This window comes from Pseudomonas sp. AK181, assembly GCF_051122975.1.
Classification (GTDB): domain Bacteria; phylum Pseudomonadota; class Gammaproteobacteria; order Pseudomonadales; family Pseudomonadaceae; genus Aquipseudomonas; species Aquipseudomonas lactis.
The window spans coordinates 938,704-955,167 of the sequence record NZ_CP146348.1; the positions used below are offsets into that span (position 1 = coordinate 938,704).

Annotated in this window: 11 protein-coding genes; 6 read left to right on the top strand and 5 right to left on the bottom strand. The window is 58.8% G+C overall.

All coding sequences use genetic code 11. The features are described 5' to 3' along the window. Nucleotides 1–259: 259 nt before the first annotated feature. The 4 genes from V8689_RS04535 to V8689_RS04550 form a co-directional block, all read right to left on the bottom strand. A complete protein-coding gene (locus V8689_RS04535) occupies nt 260–1,888 on the bottom strand; it encodes an ABC transporter substrate-binding protein (protein ID WP_034126282.1) in 1,629 nt (542 codons plus the stop codon). A gap of 258 nt (nt 1,889–2,146) precedes the next feature. Beyond that, nucleotides 2,147–3,748: an ABC transporter substrate-binding protein gene (locus V8689_RS04540; protein WP_056789583.1), complete on the bottom strand. Its 1,602-nt coding sequence runs from the start codon at nt 3,746–3,748 to the stop codon at nt 2,147–2,149. An 80-nt stretch (nt 3,749–3,828) separates the two neighbouring features. After that, entirely contained in the window at nt 3,829–7,203 is a 3,375-nt protein-coding gene (locus tag V8689_RS04545; protein WP_434520686.1) for a dermonecrotic toxin domain-containing protein, read from the bottom strand. 184 nt (nt 7,204–7,387) lie between these two features. Then, entirely contained in the window at nt 7,388–8,101 is a 714-nt protein-coding gene (locus V8689_RS04550; RefSeq protein ID WP_056789587.1) for an SIMPL domain-containing protein, read from the bottom strand. 205 nt (nt 8,102–8,306) lie between these two features. Here V8689_RS04550 and V8689_RS04555 point away from each other — a divergent pair, with 205 nt between their 5' ends. From V8689_RS04555 to V8689_RS04565, 3 genes are all read left to right on the top strand, one after another. Further along, entirely contained in the window at nt 8,307–9,569 is a 1,263-nt protein-coding gene (locus tag V8689_RS04555) for an ATP-binding protein (protein ID WP_003188495.1), read from the top strand. Continuing rightward, complete coding sequence (locus tag V8689_RS04560) at nt 9,562–10,122, top strand: response regulator transcription factor (RefSeq protein ID WP_003171731.1); 561 nt, start codon at nt 9,562–9,564, stop codon at nt 10,120–10,122. Before V8689_RS04555 ends, V8689_RS04560 begins: the two co-directional genes overlap by 8 nt. A gap of 100 nt (nt 10,123–10,222) precedes the next feature. Continuing rightward, the gene (locus V8689_RS04565) at nt 10,223–11,947 is read left to right on the top strand and encodes an ABC transporter ATP-binding protein/permease (protein ID WP_056789589.1); all 1,725 of its coding nucleotides are present in this window, start codon (nt 10,223–10,225) and stop codon (nt 11,945–11,947) included. Between the two features lie 708 nt (nt 11,948–12,655). On the opposite strand, the gene V8689_RS04570 is transcribed toward V8689_RS04565, so the two are convergent. Then, nucleotides 12,656–13,093, bottom strand: coding sequence for a YhcB family protein (locus V8689_RS04570; RefSeq protein WP_003171734.1), 438 nt, complete (start codon nt 13,091–13,093; stop codon nt 12,656–12,658). Between the two features lie 146 nt (nt 13,094–13,239). Between V8689_RS04570 and V8689_RS04575 the strand changes: the two genes are divergently transcribed. The 3 genes from V8689_RS04575 (at nt 13,240) to zapE (ending at nt 16,415) form a co-directional block, all read left to right on the top strand. After that, nucleotides 13,240–13,869, top strand: a complete 630-nt coding sequence (locus tag V8689_RS04575) for an alpha/beta hydrolase (RefSeq protein ID WP_032893584.1) — start codon at nt 13,240–13,242, stop codon at nt 13,867–13,869. A 16-nt stretch (nt 13,870–13,885) separates the two neighbouring features. Continuing rightward, a complete protein-coding gene (locus tag V8689_RS04580; protein WP_056789592.1) occupies nt 13,886–15,241 on the top strand; it encodes a tryptophan--tRNA ligase in 1,356 nt (451 codons plus the stop codon). 79 nt (nt 15,242–15,320) lie between these two features. Then, a complete protein-coding gene (gene zapE / locus V8689_RS04585; RefSeq protein WP_003188500.1) occupies nt 15,321–16,415 on the top strand; it encodes a cell division protein ZapE in 1,095 nt (364 codons plus the stop codon). The last annotated feature ends 49 nt before the right edge of the window (nt 16,416–16,464 follow it).

The following is a 16,464-nucleotide window of genomic DNA, read 5'->3' on the forward strand; positions in this document are numbered from 1 at the left end:
TGGCGTGCAGCCAGGCAGACTTCACTGATCCCACACACAGCAAGTGCCCTTCACCAGAATGATGCCGCTGCTGTCCTACGACCTTATGGGGCGTTGACCTTGCAGTAAATGCGTCAATTCTGACTGACCTTGTAGGCAACGGAGGCACGGGTCGCAGTTCATTGCTGTAAGACGGCAACGCTTGCAAACGTAGTCTGTTTCCTAAGGTCCAGGCGGATGGAATAACGGCGACGTTATGAAACGTCGCCGTTATTGATCCTTACTTGCCGCTGACGCTAACGCCGTAGAAGGAATTCAAGCCAAACGGGCTGATCTTGAAGTCCTGTACGGTATTGCGCATGGGTTGATACACCGTCGAGTGCGCGATAGGTGTCATCGGGACTGCATCTTTGAGGATATGTTGCGCCTGCTTATACAGCTCGGTGCGTTTGGCGACATCCGATGTGGCCTTGGCTTCTTTCACGATGCCGTCGAATTTCTTGTCGCACCACTTGGAGAAGTTGTTGCCCGACAGCGAGTCGCAGCCGAACAGCACGTTCAGCCAGTTGTCCGGGTCACCATTGTCGCCGCTCCAGCCAATGATCATGGCCTGGTTCTCGCCGCCCTTGGAGCGCTTGATGTACTCGCCCCACTCGTAGCTGACGATGTTGACCTTCAGGCCGATCTGTTTCCAGTCGTTCTGCAGCATCTCGGCCATCAACTTGGCGTTGGGGTTGTAGGGGCGCTGAACCGGCATGGCCCACAGGGTGATCTCGGTGCCTTCCTTGACGCCAGCCGCCTTGAGCAGCTCTTTGGCTTTGGCAGGATCGTACTTGGCATCCTTGATGGTGGTGTCATAGGACCACTGGGTCGGCGGCATGGCGTTGACTGCCAGCTGGCCGGCACCCTGGTACACGGAGTCGATGATCTGCTGCTTGTTTACCGACATGTCCAGGGCTTCACGGACGCGCAGGTCGGCCAGCGGGTTCGCGGCAGTCTGGCCCTTGAGTACTGGCATGACGTTATAGGCGATGTAGCCCAGGTTGAAACCGGCCTGGTGTGGCAGTTTCAGGTCCTTGTCCTCACCCAGCGCCTTGAGGTCGGCCGGACGTGGGAACAGGGTGATCTGGCATTCGTTTTTCTTGAGCTTCTGGATACGCACCGACGGGTCAGTGGTGATAGCGAAGATCAGGTTATCGATCTTCACGTCTTCAGGTTTCCAGTAGTCCTTGTTGCCGGTGTAGCGAATGTTCGAATCTTTCTGGTAGCTCTTGAACACGAACGGGCCAGTGCCGACCGGCTTCTGGTTGATGTCGGCAGGCTTGCCTTCCTTCAACAGCTGCGCAGCGTATTCGGCGGACTGGATCGAGGCGAAGCTCATGGCCAGGTTCTGGATGAACGCGGCGTCCACGGTGCCAAGGGTGAACTTGACAGTGTGGTCATCGATTTTCTCGATGTTCTTGATGTTGGTGTCCATCCCCATGTCCGTGAAGTACGGGAACTCGGTGGGGTAGGCCTTACGGAATGGATCGTCTTTATTGATCATCCGGTTGAAGGTGAACAGTACGTCGTCAGCCGAGAATTCACGAGTAGGCTTGAAGTACGGGGTGGTATGGAACTTGACGCCTTCGCGAAGGTGGAAGGTGTACGTCAGGCCATCCGGGGACACATCCCAGCTGGTGGCCAGGCCAGGAACCACGGCGGTGCCGCCACGTTCGAACTGGCTCAGGCGGTTGAACATGGTTTCGGCCGAGGCATCGAAGTCTGTTCCGGTGGTGTACTGGCCTGGATCAAAACCGGCCGGGCTCCCTTCGGAGCAGAACACCAGGTTAGTTGCCGCAAGGGCTACGGGGGCTGCGGCCATAAGGCCAGCGCTCACTAATAACGGAAGGACTGCGTGTTTAAGCATGTTGGCCTCATGATTTGTTGTCATTTTTGGTGGTGAGGGCGACCTCGTGAGTCGGCCTGCGGATACTTATGCAGGCGCCATACCCAATGCAAGATGCAGAGCGGTTGCAAAGGGAAAACTGTGGTACGAACGTACAGGAATGTCGCAATTATGAAAGTTTCGACACAAAAGTGCTTATTTGGAGGGTTTTTTCGGTGCAAATGGCGCACCAAAAAAGCCCAGCCGAGGCGTCTAGCGCACTCGGTTGGGGCGCAGCTGTTACTTATCTAGACCCACACCGTAGAACGGTGTTAGCCCAAACGGGCTGATCTTGAAGTCCTGCACTTGCTTGCGCATAGGCTGGAAAACCGTCGAGTTCGCAATAGGCGTTATAGGTACTTGTTCCTTAAGGATTTTCTGTGCCTGTTGATACCACTTGATGCGCTGCTCGCGGTCGCTGCTGACCTTGGCCTGCTGCACCAGCTTGTCGTAGGCCGGGTTACACCATTTGGCGTAGTTGCTGCCCTTGACTGCGGCACAACTGTAGAGCACGCCCAACCAGTTATCGGGGTCGCCGTTGTCGCCGGTCCAGCCATAAATCATTGCATCGTGTTCGCCGTTTTTGGCGCGCTTGATGTATTCGCCCCACTCATAGCTGACGATGTTGGCCTTGATGCCGACCTTGGCCCAATCCTGTTGAATCATTTGTGCAGACATCCGCGCATTCGGGTTCGAGGCGCGTTGCACGGTCATTGCCCACAGGTTGATGGTGGTACCTGGTGCAACCCCTGCTTCTTTTAGTAGCAACCGTGCCTTGGTCGGGTCGTAGGGGGCGTCCTGGATATTCGGGTCATAAGACCACTGCGCGGGAGGCAGTGCGTTCTGCGCCAATTGCCCGGCGCCCTGGTACACGGCCTTGATGATCGCGGGCTTGTCGATGGCCATGTCCAGGGCCTGGCGAACCTTGAGTTGATCCAGCGGCGGGTGAGTCACGTTATAGGCCAAAAAGCCCAGGTTGAAGCCTGCTTGTTGCAGCACGCGCAGGTTGGGGTCTTGCTTCATCACCTCGATATCGGCGGGGCGCGGGTAACCGCTGACCTGGCATTCGCCGGCCTTGAGTTTTTGCAGGCGTGCGGCAGCATCGGGCGTGATGGCGAACACCAGGTTGTCGAGCTTCACGTCCTCGGGCTTCCAATACTGTTTATTGGCCACGTAGCGGATCTGCGAGTCTTTCTGATAGCGCTTGAACACAAACGGCCCGGTACCGACCGGTTGCTGGTTGATCTGCTCGGCCTTGCCCTCTTTCAGCAGTTGGGCGGCGTATTCGGCCGATTGCACCGAGGCGAAACTCATGGCCAGGTTTTGCACGAACGCAGCATCGACCGTGTTCAGGTTGAATCGCACGCTATGCTCGTCGAGTTGTTCGACGCTCTTGATCGTGGTGTTCAGGCCCATGTCGGTGAAGTAGGGCGACTCGGATGGGTAGGCCTTGCGAAACGGGCTCTCGGCATCCAGCAGGCGATTAAAAGTGAACAGCACGTCATCGGCGTTGAAATCGCGGGTCGGGGTGAAGAAGTCGGTGGTGTGGAACTTGACGCCTTCACGCAGGTGAAAGGTGTACGTCAGGCCATCCTTCGAAACATCCCAGCTCGTCGCCAGACCAGGCTCGACCTCGGTGCCACCGCGCTTGAACTGGGTCAGGCGGTTGAACACCGTTTCGGCGGAGGCATCGAAATCGGTGCCACTGGTGTACTGGCTGGGGTCGAAGCCGGCGGGGCTGGCTTCGGAGCAGTAGACCAGGGTCGTGGCGGCCTGGGCCATCGGCATAAAGGCCGCAAGGCTTGCGGCGAGGAGCAGTGGCTTGACGGCGATTCTTTGCATGGAGACCCCTGAAATGGCGGGCATATTAAAACTGCCCAAACGAAAACGGCGGTCACCGAGGTTACCGCCGTTCAGCTGGCTTAGGTAGGAGATACGTTTATGCTGGGGGATACTTCTATCCGGATGGGAGCCGATTTGTCGATTGTAACGGGCTGGCCATCTATTTCATTACTTTCACGAAGGGTGAAAGTTCGAGTGGCTGTTATGTTCACGTCATCGGCGGGGGTGGACTCACCTCTAACCTCAGATTTCAGGTGCCATTGGGTGGTTATGGTGACCTCTGTCTCATTTTTTAAAGGGTTGTAATCGATGACGTACCGCCTTTTGCCAACGTTGCTGCTAAAGCCGGGCTTCACTCGGGGAGGCTGCAATTCAAACCACACAGAAGCGGAAGAGCCTTGATGAGCAACCTCTGAAATTGCCGCTCGCATGTCGGGATCGGGCACGATGTGCTCAAATTTATCGATCCCGTCCCGTATAAGATTTTCGCGGATCGATTCTTCCAAGCCATTTGGGATATTCATTCCTTCCATCTGCCGGGGTATGTCGATCTCAACGTCCGCCACGCCAGGGCGTCTTATTGTGTAAGGGTCTCGGTCGATGTCTTTGGCAAATTGGTCGGAGTAATTGCTGGTACCGAACGGGGATGAGGAGGCTCTTTCCGATGCGGATACGGTGAAATCCCCGCTGTCGGCTGTCCAAGAAAAAACAGGGCGATTTTTTAAAACACCGTTGTCTTCCTCGAAGCTGACGCCATATTTATAGTTCGCTTGCTCTTCAACGTTGAAATATTTGTCGAATATGTCAGCGCCTTTCATTTTGGTACCGTTTAACTCAATAAAGTTATCCGATACCTGTGTAGGCGTTTTTATATCGTCACTGGGTGTCGGGGACTCAGAGCGTGGCCACGGCCACGGCAATTTCACCCCGCCATCGCCCGGCGCACGGGCCCACTCTCCATCACGTCCGGGTGTAATGACCATCAGCCCCGCGCCGTTATCAGGGTTGATGACTCTGGCAAACATATCGCCGGTGCGGTAACGCCCCGATATCTCAAATACCTTGCTCGTTCCCGTCTCATCGGTAAGGCGCACGAATTGGCGCAGTGCTCCCTGGCTGTCGGTTATGCGGTAGACACCCAGCGCGTCGCGGGGCGCGTCCTTTATCAACTGTTCACCCTCGGGGACGGCATAGGGCGCCATCGGCAGTAGGGGGCGGGATTTTGGCGCCGCAGCCCCAGCTTCGTTGACCACCTGAGTACCGCTGGATGGGCCGGGTTTTGGTTCTTCTATTTCGGTGATGTGTGGTTGAGCAAGCGGGTCACTCACCGGCAGTTCTTTCTCCGGTGGCAGCGCAAAAGGATCTTCAGGGACGGTACTGGCCCCCATGGAGAATAATGTGTTCAGCACACCATCGAGTGCTCGGGAGGCCCCGTTGTCGCGTTCCGCCTCGGTGTCTCCGGACGCGGATTGTTCGAACCCCAACCCCAGTTCGGTCAACCCGGCAATTACTGCGGCGCCGGTGACCGGTGCCGCGATGGGGGCAAGCTTGGCCAGTAACCCCGCGGCCACGGTAATGTCATTGAGCCAGGTGTCCCGCGTCACTTCGCTGTTGGATTTGACGACAACGTCGGTATCACTCGTCATGCGTTGCTTGGCAGCGGTTGCCAGGGTGGAAAACACGTCCCCCTCGATTTTTGACTGACTGCTTTTATTCACCGGTGTTTTCAGATCGCCGGCGGCCATTTTCTTGAAGAGGGCGTCCAGGCCATCTTGCGTGTCGCCAATACCCGTAAAGCCCCCGCCCGGTACAGCCCCGCTTGCCAGTTGTATGAAAACGCTAGGCTTACGGTTCTGACGATCAGCCAACGAGAAGTGCGCGAGCAGCGACTGGCTTTTTTTCGGGTCCTTGGTCTGGTCAATCACCCATTGATTGAGCTTGTCCAAGGAGTCGAAGCGCAGAAATGCCGGTTTGGCTCCAGGTATGTAAAGCACTTGCCGGCCAGCGTCGTCGTTGCTGAATCGAAGAATGTCGCTGGATTTAAAGCCGTGGATATCAAGGGCATGCACTTGGGGGGTGCTGTTTACTGGCGCTTTAGCCTTTAGCTGTTCAAGGCTCAGGGGGGTGTTTTCGTCGAGTGGAATATTGTTCGCCGCCGCCATTACCAGGCTGTAGTCGCCACGGGTGAACTGATGTTCGCGGGCTTGTAAGGCTCGCTCAGCAGATGACCCGGCTTCGGCGCTCTTCAGTTGTTCCCGGGCCTGGGAAACGAACTCGCCCTTGATTACCGTCTGGTAGTCATCGGTATGCGCGCTCCAGAACGCGTCGAATTTCTGGGTCATCTGGGTCTGAAAGTCGGTTTTCCAGCTTTCGTGCATCACTTGGGACGGCTTGAGGTCGATTTGATTGTGTTTGCCGTAGCCGCCTTTTTCGCTTTGCCCAGCAGGCTGGGTATACAAACCCGCGTCCAGGTCCAGGTTGCCAGGCACCCAGTCGTGCTCGGAGAAGTTTTTCAGCAGGGCGTCGGGCAAGCGCAGCGAAGACCAGGGCTCCTGGAATGTGTGTTCCCAACCGGTCGCCGTGTCCGCGCTTTCGCCGCCTTTGAAGCGATTCAAGTAGACGGTGTCGGAGTCGATAGGTTTGCCTGTGAGTTTGAGCAGCAGGTCATCCGCCCACTTCTTGGCTTCCGCCCGCGTATTGGGCAGGTTGTTGGCGACGTCAACCGCCAGGCGCTTGTAAGCCAAGGCCTGTGGTGCGGTGCTGTAGTACTTGGCGGCGTTGTGTTGTTGCTCTTGCAGCGCCTGTGCCGAGCGGCTGCTGGCAGGGCGCAGGCGGTCATCGGCGGGGATAGGGTCGAAGGTGTCTTTATGTTCCAGGTGCCTGATTTGCGCACGGGCCTGTGTCAGTGTTTGCGGCAGGGTAACGCCTTCAAAGTTGGCCACCACTTTTGCGCTGACCTGTATGGAGTCCTTGCGCAGCCTCACACGCAAATCACCGTTATTGCCAGGGGCGATAACTTTTGCGGCGTCCAGCAATGGCCCTGAAATTTGCCCCCAGCCTGATGTATCCGACAGTTGAAAGGTTTTGGTTTTGCCCTCGACTTCGGCCGACAAGGTACCGGTAGAAGGGTTGATTGAAAGCAGGGTGTCCGCAGCGACGTGTTGTTCGCGCAGCCAGCTCTGGACAACGTTGTTTTCCAAAAGCGTGCGATACAGCCCAAGCCATTGACCCAGAGTACTTTGGGGCGGGACGGTTATAAGCCCGGCATTGCCGTGTAACACCTTGCGCTGTGCGGCCTCGAGATAGGCCTTGAGCAATGCTGTTTCGTCGGGTTGGCCGGTCTTGGCCGTGGGCGGGACTGTGGATGGCGTCTGCGTTTGAGTGCTCGGTGTCGGATAGGCGATTCCCGATGGCAGTGATGCAGAAGAGGGTATTGGGTTGATTGATAGGGACATGAATTCGGCTCTCATTGTGTGAATAAATGCCAGCACAGCCCTCCCTGGTAGCTATGGCAGTAATGAGTCGTGAAAGCCGGGCACTTGATTCCTGCAAGATATGCTGCTGGATATGACGTGGCGCCAACGCGCAAAAAAAAGGCGCACGCCCCGTGGGGCTGCGCCTCTGTCCTGTCTAAAAAAGTTACTGTAAAACTTCGATCACGCCGTCGGCACTCATAGTGACTTGGCTGGTGCCGGCTTCCACTTCAGGCGTCGGCGCTGAGTCGGCCATGGCGGCTTTCATCATCATGCCGCCATTGCGGGCGTAAGGCATCGGGTAGCCATTGGTGTTGAAGTTCAGGTTGACGATCTTGTAGCCCTTGCCGCCGAGTGCATCGGTAGCCAGTTGCGCGCGCGCCTTGAACGCCGCCACCGCGTCTTTGAGCAGCGCATCTTCGCTGGCCTTGCGCGTGGTGTCGGCGATGGCGAAGTCCATGCTGTCCATTTTCAAGGTGTTCAACAACTCGCCGGTGAGTTTGGACAGCGCCGGGAAGTCCGCGCTTTCCAGGCGCAGCTCGGCGCGTTCACGCCAGCCGGTGATCTTCTGGTTCTTGCTGTCGTAGATCGGGTAGCTGTTGCGGCTGCCCTGGCGCAAGGTCACGCCTTTGACTTCGCGCGCCTGGCCCAGGGCCTGGTTCAGGGTGGTGGTGATTTCGGCAGCAAGCTTGGCCGGGTCGGCGTTTTGCGATTCGGTGTAAAGGGTGACGATCATCTTGTCGCGGGCCACTTCCTGGCTGGCTTCGGCGCGCAGGGAGATCTGGTTGTAATGCAATGCATCGGCGGCCATGGCCGGCAGGCTGGCCAGGGCGCTGGCGCTGAGGGTAATGATGGCTGCACTGCGAATGAAACGAGACATGGAAGCTCCTTGAGATAGTCGTGCTCGGTAAGACTGTAGACGTTGGCACTGGGTTCTTCGGGTTTACACATTACCTACAAGTTATGCGGGCGCCGACGAACGGTCATTTACCCGGCCTGCGTCAAAGAGCCACACACGCCGTGCCAGCAGGTCTGCTTCGTTTATACTCGTGCCGATCCGCCTGCAGCGCTCACCGGGAGAGCTCATGCTCGCCGCCGTAAAACTGACTTCCGCCACTCGCCAGAACCTTTGGCGCCTGACGTTCATTCGCACCCTGGTATTGGCCGCGCAGGCCGGTTCCGTCGGGCTTGCCTATTGGTTCGACCTGCTGCCGCTGCCCTGGCTGCAACTGGCCGTGACCCTGGGTTTTTCCACCGTATTGTGTGTGTTCACCGCCATACGATTGCGTACCACCTGGCCTGTGACCGAGCTGGAGTACGCCCTGCAACTGGCCTGTGACCTGTTTATCCACAGCGTGTTGCTGTACTTCTCCGGCGGTTCCACCAACCCCTTCGTTTCCTACTACCTGGTGCCTTTGACCATCGCCGCCGTGACCCTGCCGTGGCGCTATTCGGTGGTACTGTCGGGCATCGCGCTGACGCTGTACACCTTGCTGTTGGCACAGTTCTACCCCTTGCAGACATTCCCCATCGCTCGGGAAAACCTGCAGATCTACGGGATGTGGTTGAGCTTCGCCCTGTCTGCGGCAGTCATTACCTTCTTCGCCGCACGCATGGCCGAAGAACTGCGCCGCCAGGAAGAACTGCGCGCCATTCGCCGAGAGGAGGGCCTGCGTGACCAACAGTTGCTGGCCGTCGCCACCCAGGCCGCCGGCGCCGCCCATGAGTTGGGCACGCCGCTGGCGACCATGAGCGTGCTGCTCAAGGAAATGACCCAGGATCATCATGACCCGGCCCTGCAAGATGATTTGAGCGTGCTGCAGGAACAGGTCAAGCAGTGCAAGCTGACGCTTCAGCAACTGGTGCGCGCCGCCGAAGCCAATCGCCGCCTGGCGGTCGAAATGCAAGACGTCACCCAGTGGCTCGATGAGGCGCTCAACCGCTGGCACCTGATGCGTCCCGAAGCCAGTTACCGTTTCAACCTGCTGGGCCAAGGCAGCGTACCGCGCATGGCGCCACCGCCAGACCTGACCCAGGCGCTGCTCAACCTGCTGAACAACGCCGCCGACGCCTGCCCTGAAGGCCTAGGTGTGCAGTTGGACTGGGACGCCGAAAACGTCACCATCAGCATTCGTGACCATGGCGCGGGTGTGCCGTTGGCCATCGCCGAGCAGATCGGCAAACCCTTCTTTACCACCAAGGGCAAAGGCTTCGGCCTGGGCCTGTTTTTGAGCAAGGCCAGCGTGACCCGCGCGGGCGGCTCAGTGAAGCTCTATAGTCATGAGGAAGGTGGCACGCTCACCGAGCTGCGCCTGCCCCGTGTCGCACGAGGAGATATCGATGAGTGACGAGATCCAAGTCGAAGGCGAAGAACTGCCGCACCTGTTGCTGGTAGATGACGACGCGACCTTTACCCGCGTGATGGCACGCGCCATGAGCCGGCGCGGTTTTCGCGTCAGCACCGCAGGTTCTGCCGAAGAGGGCCTGACCATCGCCCAGGCCGACCTACCGGACTACGCTGCCCTGGACCTGAAAATGGACGGCGACTCGGGTCTGGTGCTGCTGCCCAAGCTGCTGGAACTCGACCCGGAAATGCGCGTGGTGATCCTCACCGGTTACTCCAGCATCGCCACCGCCGTCGAGGCGATCAAGCGCGGCGCCTGCAACTACCTGTGCAAGCCGGCGGATGCCGACGACGTGCTGGCCGCCTTGCTGTCCGAGCATGCCGACCTCGACACCCTGGTGCCGGAAAACCCGATGTCGGTAGACCGCCTGCAGTGGGAGCACATCCAGCGCGTGCTGACCGAACACGAAGGCAATATCTCCGCCACCGCCCGCGCCCTGGGCATGCACCGCCGCACGCTGCAACGCAAGCTGCAGAAGCGCCCGGTACGACGCTGAACGGCGACTGAACAATCCGCTTCAGGCTGCACGGACGCACGAACCGATCACCTATGATCGGTTCAAACGCCTGTCATTCTTTTCCTACCGAGCCTGAACGATGAATCAGAACGCTGAATACCGCGCGGTCAACGATGCGGTGCGTGGGCAATTCTTCCGCCGAACCTGGGCGATGATCACACCCTATTGGCGCAGTGAAGAGAAGGGCAGGGCCTGGCTGCTGCTAGCCGCAGTGATTGGCCTGTCGCTGTTCAGCGTGGCGATCTCTGTGTGGATCAACCACTGGTACAAGGACTTCTATAACGCCCTGGAGAAGAAGGACACCGCAGCCTTCTGGCAACTGATCGGCTATTTCGGCGGGATCGCGGCGGTGGCGATACTCGGTGCGGTGTACCGCCTTTACCTGACCCAGATGCTGACGATCCGCTGGCGCGCCTGGCTCACCGAAAAACACTTCAGCCGGTGGCTCGCCCACAAGAATTACTACCAGTTGGAGCAGGGCGGCTACACCGACAACCCGGACCAGCGGATTTCCGAAGACCTCAACAACTTCACGTCCGGCACTTTAAGCCTGGGGCTCGGCTTGCTGCGTAACGTGGTCAGCCTGGTGTCATTCTCGATCATCCTGTGGGGCGTCTCGGGCAGCATCGAGGTGTTTGGCGTCACCATCCCCGGCTACATGTTCTGGTGTGCGTTGCTGTACGCCGCCGTGGGCAGTTGGCTGACGCACCTGATCGGCCGGCGCTTGATCGGCCTGAGCAACCAACAACAACGCTTTGAAGCGGACCTGCGTTTTTCCATGGTGCGGGTGCGTGAGAATGCCGAAAGTATCGCCCTGTACAACGGCGAGCCGAATGAAAGGCAGCGCCTGAGCACGCGCTTCGGCAAGGTCTGGCAGAACTTCTGGGACATCATGAAAGTGTCCAAGCGCCTGACCTTTTTCACCGCCGGCTACAGCCAGATCGCAATCATCTTCCCCTTTATCGTCGCCGCGCCGCGCTACTTCACCGGCAAGATCGAGCTGGGCGAGCTGATGCAAATCAACTCGGCGTTCGGCAACGTACAAGAGAACTTCAGCTGGTTTATCAACGCCTATTCGGAGCTGGCGACATGGCGCGCCACCAGCGACCGTCTGCTGAGTTTCCAGCAAGCCATGAGCGACAACGAGCAACGCACGCCGGCGATCGACGTGCGCCCTGAAGGCGAGCGCCTGGTGATCAAAGACCTGGGCATGGACCTGGCCGACGGCCGCCATTTGCTCACCGACGCCGACATGACCGTGGAGCCTGGCCAGCGCGTCATGCTCAGCGGGCGTTCCGGCAGCGGCAAGAGCACGTTGCTGCGGGCGATGGGAGATCTGTGGCCCGCCGGTCATGGCAGCATTCGCCTGCCGGCGACACGCTACCTGTTCCTGCCGCAAAAGCCTTACCTGCCAATTGGTACGCTCAAGGCCGTGTTGAGTTATCCACAGGACGATAGCGTCTATGCGCCAGAGCGTTATGCACAGGTGCTGGAAACCTGTCGCCTGCCCCATCTGGTCAATCGCCTGGATGAAGCCAACCACTGGCAACGCATGCTCTCGCCCGGCGAACAACAGCGCCTGGCCTTTGCCCGTGCGTTGTTGTTTGCTCCGCAGTGGCTGTACATGGACGAAGCGACCTCGGCCATGGATGAAGAAGACGAGGCAACCCTGTACCAGGCGTTGATTGATGAACTGCCGGGACTGAGCATCGTCAGCGTCGGCCACCGCAGCAGCCTCAAGCGTTTCCATGGGCGGCATGTGCGCATCGACGGTGGGCGGTTGCAGGAGCAACAACTTACTTGAGCTCTTGCCCGCTCTTACAATTGGTGGGGTGTCTGAGGCAGGTGTGTCAACGGGCACACCGCTATCGCAGCATAGGTATCTACACAACTTTGGTGCGACGCTGGACCTGTGGCGAGGGAGCTTGCTCCCGTGACTTCCGGACAGCCGGCGCCTATCTCCCTGACGCACCGTGATCCAAATGTGGGAGCTGGCTTGCCTGCGATGGCGGCCTGGCAGTCAACACAGTTGGATTGTGTACATATCCATTGCTGCGGTAACGGCCACGTAGGGTTCCGCTCTGACAGCGGCTCACTTTTGAAAGGAGCCCAAAAGTAAGCAAAAGGCTCTTGCCCCACCACTCGGCACCTCGCTTAGGCTCGGTGTGCCCGTAATCCGCCAGTGATTTGGGGGGCCGCCGCCACGCGCCATCCATGGCGCGGGGCGGCTAAACCGGCATCCCTGCCGGTTTACCCCCCAAATCCCTGTCGAATTCCGGCCAGCGTGGTTTGACGGGGCGCCTGAGATCAAGATCAAAAGCAGATCAAGAGCGGCTCGCTTCGCATCGTGGTTACCGTCGGCTGCTACAGCCTACAAAGTTGTGTAGATACCTATGGCTATCGCAGGCAAGCCAGCTCCACAGGGGGCGGGGTTGTCTGGTGGTTCAGGCACCCAACAAAAAAGCCCGGCTGATCATCGATCAGCCGGGCTTTTTTATTGCTCGAAGATGACTTACTTCTTCAAGCCGTAATGCTCATCCAACATGCCTGGGGCGTTTGGCGTTTTTGGCGCGTAGTCCCGTGGTGGCTCCTGGTTTTCCCGTGGTGGGGTCAGGCGTTCCCGTGGGGTTTGCGGTGCATCGGAATGCAGCGCGGCCAGCAGGCGCTGGCGGGTGATGTCGTCGAGGGCCAGGCGGTTAGCGCCATCGGCGAGATGATCCTGTACTTCCTGGTAGCTCTGGGTGAGCTTCTTGACCAGGGTCGCGGTGCTGTTGAAGTGGGTAACAACCTCGTTCTGATAACTGTCAAAACGTTCCTGAATGTCATCCAACTGACGTTGCGTGCGGTTAGGCGCGGCATTCGGCAGCAGGCGGGCAACCAGGAAACCAATGGCGACACCGGCAACCAGGGCAAGAGTCGGCAACAACCAAACTAAGAGCGAGTGTTCCACGAGTCCTTCCTCTATAAACGGCTTTGCTTTACGTTAACGGCTCAAACCTGCGCTGTATACCGCGATTAAGCTCGCAATGATGCCATGCACAGACTTTTAGCTAGACGAGTCGACCCCTTGAGAGGTCACGGAGTTCATCCTTGCTCATGCGTGAAACCCCCGTTTTGATCGATGGCCCGGTGGGCCAATTGGAAGCCTTGTACCTGGATCACCCCGAACCACGTGGCCTGGCGCTGGTTTGCCACCCTAACCCGGTGCAGGGTGGGACCATGCTCAATAAAGTCGTATCGACCTTGCAGCGCACCGCCCGCGATGCCGGTTTGATTACTTTGCGTTTCAATTACCGGGGCGTCGGTGCCAGTGCCGGTACTCACGATATGGCCAGCGGTGAAGTCGACGATGCTGAAGCGGCCGCCACCTGGCTGCGGGAAAAACACCCGGACCTGCCGATCACCTTGCTCGGTTTTTCCTTCGGCGGTTACGTGGCTGCCAGTCTCGGCGGGCGTTTGGAAGCCAAGGGCGAGAAGCTCGCGCACCTGTTCATGGTGGCTGCGGCGGTGATGCGCCTGGGCGAGTCGGACGTGTTGCCCCAAGGCTGCCCGTTGACCCTGATCCAACCGGAAAGCGACGAAGTGGTCGACCCGCAAGTGGTCTACGCCTGGTCCGCCGCCCTGAAACGCCCCCATGAGTTGCTGAAAGTGGCAGAATGCGGACACTTTTTTCACGGCAAGCTGACCGATCTCAAGGATCTGGTGCTGCCACGCCTTTCGAATTGATGACAAGCGAACACCCATGACGACCCGTACCCGTATCCTCACCGGCATCACCACCACCGGCACGCCGCACCTGGGCAACTACGCCGGTGCGATTCGCCCGGCGATCCTCGCCAGCGAAGACGCGAATGCCGATTCCTTCTACTTTCTGGCCGACTACCACGCCCTGATCAAATGCGATGACCCGCAGCGCATCCAACGCTCGCGTATGGAAATCGCCGCGACTTGGCTGGCCGGTGGCCTGGATGTGAACCGGGTAACGTTCTACCGCCAGTCGGACATCCCGGAAATTCCGGAGCTGACCTGGCTGCTCACCTGTGTTGCCGCCAAGGGCTTGCTCAACCGCGCCCATGCCTACAAGGCCTCGGTGGACAAGAACGTCGAAAACGGTGAAGACCCGGATGCGGGCATCAGCATGGGCCTGTACAGCTACCCGGTGCTGATGGCAGCGGACATCCTGATGTTCAATGCGCACAAGGTACCGGTGGGCCGCGACCAGATCCAGCACGTGGAAATGGCCCGCGACATCGGCCAGCGCTTCAACCACCTGTTCGGCAACGGTAAAGAATTCTTCACCATGCCCGAAGCGCTGATCGAAGAAAGCGTGGCCACCTTGCCGGGCCTGGATGGTCGCAAGATGTCCAAGAGCTACGACAACACCATCCCGTTGTTCACCAGCGCCAAGGACATGAAGGACGCGATCTCGCGGATCGTCACCGACTCGCGAGCCCCAGGCGAAGCCAAGGACCCGGACAATTCGCATCTGTTTACCCTGTACCAGGCGTTCGCGACCAAGGCCCAGGAAGCCGAATTCCGTGGCCAGCTGCTAGAAGGCCTGGGCTGGGGCGAGGCGAAGAACCGTCTGTTCCAACTGCTCGACGGCCAGCTCGGCGAAGCGCGCGAGCGTTACCACCAACTGATGTCGCGCCCATCGGACATGGAAGACCTGCTGCAGGTCGGCGCCAAGAAGGCCCGCGCTGTGGCGGCACCGTTCCTGGCCGAGCTGCGTGAAGCGGTGGGCCTGCGTTCGTTCGTCAACCAGGCGGCGGCGCCGGTCGCCACCAAGAAAAAAGCAGCGAAGGCTGCACGGTTTGTGAGCTTCCGTGAAGACGATGGCAGCTTCCGCTTCCGCCTGTTGGCCGCCGACGGCGAGCAACTGCTGTTGTCGCGCAACTTTACCGATGGCAAAGCAGCCGGCGCGGTGACCAAGCAACTGCAAAGTGGCGATGCGCTGGACGTACGCGCCGAGGCCCTGGGCTTCAGCGTGTGGCTGGACGGCGCCGCAGTCGCTGACAGCGCCGAGTACGCCGACCAAGCTTCGCGTGACGCGGCCATCGAAGCCTTGCGCGTTGCGTTAGCCCCAATCGAGGATTAACCCGACCAAGGGTTGATTGCCATTATCCAGGGCCGTCGTTACAGTGTCGGCCCGTTTTTGTTGCCTTGCTAACGAAATTATGACGCCCCTAGAACGATATCAAGCTGATCTGAAACGCCCCGAGTTCTTCCACGACGCGGCCCAGGAAAATGCCGTGCGTCATTTGCAGCGCCTGTACGAGGACCTCGTGGCCGCGTCGCAAAGCAAGCCAGGGATGTTCAGCAAGCTGTTTGGCAAGAAAGACCACACGCCGGTCAAGGGCCTGTATTTCTGGGGTGGCGTGGGCCGGGGCAAGACTTACCTGGTAGACACCTTCTTTGAAGCACTGCCGTTCAAGGAAAAGGTACGTACGCACTTCCACCGCTTCATGAAGCGCGTGCACGAAGAGATGAAGACCCTGCCGGGCGAGAAAAACCCGCTGACCATCATCGCCAAGCGTTTCTCCCAAGAAGCCCGGGTGATCTGCTTCGATGAATTCTTCGTCTCCGACATCACCGACGCCATGATCCTTGGCACGCTGATGGAAGAACTGTTCAAGAACGGTGTGACCCTGGTGGCCACCTCGAACATCGTGCCCGATGGCCTGTACAAGGACGGCCTGCAACGTGCGCGCTTCCTGCCGGCCATTGCGCTGATCAAGCAGAACACCGATATCGTCAACGTCGACAGCGGCGTCGACTACCGCCTGCGTCACCTGGAGCAAGCCGAGCTGTTCCACTTCCCGCTGAACGAAGCTGCACACGAAAGCCTGAAGAAGAGCTTCCGTGCGCTGACGCCGGAATGCACCCAGGCGGTGGAAAACGACAAGCTGATGATCGAGAACCGCGAAATCATCGCGCTGCGCACTTGCGATGACGTGGCCTGGTTCGAGTTCCGCCAATTGTGCGATGGGCCGCGTAGCCAGAACGACTACATCGAGCTGGGCAAGATCTTCCACGCCGTGATCTTGAGTGGTGTGGAACAGATGGGCGTGACCACCGACGATATCGCGCGACGGTTTATCAACATGGTCGATGAGTTCTACGACCGTAACGTCAAGCTGATCATCTCGGCGGAAGTCGAACTCAAGGACCTCTATACCGGCGGCCGCTTGAACTTCGAATTCCAGCGCACCCTGAGCCGCCTGCTGGAAATGCAGTCCCACGAGTTCCTGTCGCGCGGGCACAAGCCTTAAGCAATCTCCAGCTCAATGGAGACCTAATGTGGGAGCCGGGCTTGCCCGC